Genomic DNA, 3016 nt, shown 5'->3' on the forward strand with positions numbered 1-3016 from the left:
AAAAGGCTGCCGCCTTGAAGTACCATCCCTTTTTTAAGTTCAGTATTTAAATGAATTATTCCACTTCTTTGTGCATAGAGCTTGTACTCATCAGTTGATTTGGAAACAGCTTCTTTTTGCGTTTCTAATTTACTTTTTTCCATTTCAAGCTGTTTTCTTTCATTAGTAAAGGATAGAATTGTATCATAATATACTTGTTCTTTTTTTACCTTTCCTTGTTCTTTATACTGTTTTATCTGATCATCTGTATAATTCTGCTTTTTAAGTGCTTCCTTCAGGAGTATAATATTTTAAAAGCAGTTTAGAAATTGTAGTTTTTCCGCTTCCTGATTCCCCAACTAAAGCTACTTTTTTACCTTTAGGTATTTTTATACTTACGTCTTTAAGTACTGGTGCTCTACTGCCATATCTAAATGTTATATTTTTAAGTTCTATATCACCATCTATAACATCTATTTTTATTTTATCTTCTTCCCACCAAACACTGTCATTTTCTCAGTAATCCTAAAATACATATCCACATCAAAATCCTCTAACTTATCTATGTCCTTTAAAATCTCTATAAACTGCTTTGCCCTGTATCTTACCAATACATTCTCACTATTTAATTCTTTGGCTATGGTAAATGTTCTTTTGCCTTTTAAATAATCTTCAAATATTCTTTTAACTATTTCTGCTTCTTTAGGATTTATAACTAAATCGCCGTATTCATCCTTGTCATAACCTAAAAATCTTGTGGTATTTATAATCAGCTTTCCTCGTTCAAACTTCTTCTTTACCCTCCATTTTAAGCTGTCGCTGACATTTTTGCTTTCTTCCTGTGCAAAAGAAGAGAGGACGGTTAGCATAAGCTCTCCATCCCCTGATAAAGTTTTGATATTTTCTTTTTCAAATATTATTTCTACATTAATATATTTTTGGTTCTCTTCCGCTCCTAAGCATACATACTTATTAATCTTTAAAAGCTATAAGTGATAATAATGTTATTCCTATTTCTTCTCTATCAACGCTACACACTCCACGTGTGTTTTGATAGAATAATGATAATAATACGCATTAATATTGATTTTGCGTAAAGGTGACCCCCCTAAAAAAAGAAACAAATATATATGTATATATGCAAGAATTTCACCTTCATAGAGGTACGTGATATTAAGAACTGAAAAATTAGCTCCAATTATAGATAACTTTATTGATTATGTTGAAAGAGAAATAAAAGATGCTCTTCCAAGAAGTCCGCTTGGTAAAGCACTTGATTATGCTAAAAAGCATTTACCAGGATTAAAAAATGTATTATTAGATGGTTCCCTAGAAGTTGATAATAATGCTGCTGAAAGAGCAATTAAGCCTTTTGTTATAGGAAGAAAAAACTTCTTGTTTGCAAATACGGCTAAAGGCGCAACTGCAAGTAGCAATATTTATAGTATTGTTGAAACTGCCAAGGCTAATAAATTAGTTGTAGAAAGGTATTTAGTTTATCTATTTGATAATCTATCGAAGATAGATATAGAGGTTAGCGAAAGTTTAGAGAATCTTATGCCTTGGTCTAATAAGATCCCTGAAAACATGAAAATTAAAGATAGGAAATAAATTAATCCTAGTAAAGCTTAATAAATTGCCTTACTTAGGATATTTTAATGCTATTTTTGAAGTTATTAAAGGTACTAAAAATTTGACGCTTACTGATGTTGTTGATATCATGGTTTTTTCCTCCTTTTTAATATGGTATCGATAATATAATATATATTTGAAATGTATTTTAATGCGAAAAAAGGTAGGTTTCTTATTAAGAAACCTACCTTGGAAATTACTTGAACTATTTTTTGTAACAATCTCTTTTATTGTATATTAACAATTAATTTAAACCCCATATGACATTTCTTCTTTTTTTTAATTTTATAAACTTATTTTATACTCTCAACATCTATACTGTAACCTAATAATTCTCCAACATCAGTTATAGTTCCTACAACAGTCACTTTTTGACCTTTCTTTAATTCAGCTATAATAGATTTCTGTTCTTCTGTAATATAACATTGTACATTTATTAAAGCAAAATCGTCATTTAAAGGATCAATATTAAAATATTCTCCGCTGCTATCTATATTTGATAATTTACCGGTTACTTCAACATACTTTCCTTTATACATTTCACTTGCTTTTAAAGCATTACTTTCTAAATCATCCTTAAGTTTATCTACTGTTACAATAATTGGAGTAGGTTTTGGTTGTTCTGATTTTTTATTTGAAGTAGCAGTATTAGTTGTTTCCTGAGTATTGTTTGTTGAATTTTTATCACTACTTCCATTAGTCATTGAACCGATCGCAGCTAAAATAACTAATACTAATATTCCTGAAATTAATTTGTGTTTAGCAAACCAATTCCTTTGGTCTTTACCACAATTAGGACAAATTTTTGCATCAGAACTAATTTCTTTACCACATGCTTTACATGCTTTCATTGCCATTTTTTACCCTCCTTCTTATGTTCATTGTTTAAAATTTGAAACTATTATCTTTTCTTAAATTATTATAATAAATTTTTACTATACTTTTCAATATATTTTTTCCAACATATTCCGACAAAAAATCTACGTCATTTATGGTACGGTTCACCTCAATCTTCATTCCTTTAAGTACTCTTTCCAGATCCTTCAATGCTTTCTTAAAGGCATTCCAGTTATTCTTCAATTCTTCCGCTATTTTTTTACTGATATTAGATTTTACAACATCACCATAAAGCATCAGTGCAGAACGAATAATAAAATCCGTCCCAAAATTTGCATATGAGTCAACAAGTATCTTTCCGAACTCTGTCTTTGCACTCGGCCAATATGCCTCAAGAATAGACATCGTAATTTCAGACTTACGCAATGGCTTACCACCACTATTAAATCTTACAAACATCTCCAATGCATCATCTTGTTTCATATCTGTTATTTCCGTATATTGGTGTTAGTATATTAGTGTAGACACAAAAAGCCGAACGCCTTAAAATATAAAAAGGGAAGGAAGT

At 29.8% G+C, this 3016-nt stretch carries 4 protein-coding genes and 1 pseudogene; 1 reads left to right on the forward strand and 4 read right to left on the reverse strand.

From position 1 onward, the window contains the following. Positions 1–273: 273 nt before the first annotated feature. Both EGD97_RS12090 and EGD97_RS12655 read right to left on the reverse strand, forming a co-directional pair. Positions 274–474, reverse strand: a pseudogene (locus EGD97_RS12090) (ATP-binding cassette domain-containing protein); the annotation flags it as partial. Next, positions 459–848: a recombinase family protein gene (locus EGD97_RS12655; RefSeq protein ID WP_228202036.1), complete on the reverse strand. Its 390-nt coding sequence runs from the start codon at positions 846–848 to the stop codon at positions 459–461. The gene EGD97_RS12655 and the pseudogene EGD97_RS12090, both read right to left, overlap by 16 nt. A 298-nt stretch (positions 849–1146) precedes the next feature. On the opposite strand from EGD97_RS12655, the gene EGD97_RS12100 reads away from it, so the two are divergent. Then, on the forward strand, positions 1147–1590 hold the full coding sequence (locus tag EGD97_RS12100) for an IS66 family transposase (protein WP_127837548.1): 444 nt from the start codon (positions 1147–1149) through the stop codon (positions 1588–1590). Between the two features lie 314 nt (positions 1591–1904). Here the strand turns inward: EGD97_RS12100 and EGD97_RS12105 are convergent, their stop codons facing one another. After that, positions 1905–2468 (reverse strand): OB-fold protein, encoded by a 564-nt coding sequence (locus EGD97_RS12105; protein WP_127837549.1) that lies wholly within the window; start codon positions 2466–2468, stop codon positions 1905–1907. Positions 2469–2496: 28 nt separating this feature from the next. Then, on the reverse strand, positions 2497–2931 hold the full coding sequence (locus EGD97_RS12110) for a hypothetical protein (RefSeq protein ID WP_205693998.1): 435 nt from the start codon (positions 2929–2931) through the stop codon (positions 2497–2499). Between the last annotated feature and the right edge of the window lie 85 nt (positions 2932–3016).

The sequence above is a fragment of the Clostridium prolinivorans genome, assembly GCF_004011155.1.
Classification (GTDB): Bacteria; Bacillota; Clostridia; order Clostridiales; family Clostridiaceae; genus Clostridium_AT; species Clostridium_AT prolinivorans.

Bases quoted from the DNA above. Each gene is read 5' to 3' on its own strand.
- EGD97_RS12655 (WP_228202036.1), bottom strand. From the start codon at position 848: ATGCTAACCGTCCTCTCTTCTTTTGCACAGGAAGAAAGCAAAAATGTC.
- EGD97_RS12105 (WP_127837549.1), bottom strand. From the start codon at position 2,468: ATGGCAATGAAAGCATGTAAAGCATGTGGTAAAGAAATTAGTTCTGAT.
- EGD97_RS12110 (WP_205693998.1), bottom strand. From the start codon at position 2,931: ATGAAACAAGATGATGCATTGGAGATGTTTGTAAGATTTAATAGTGGT.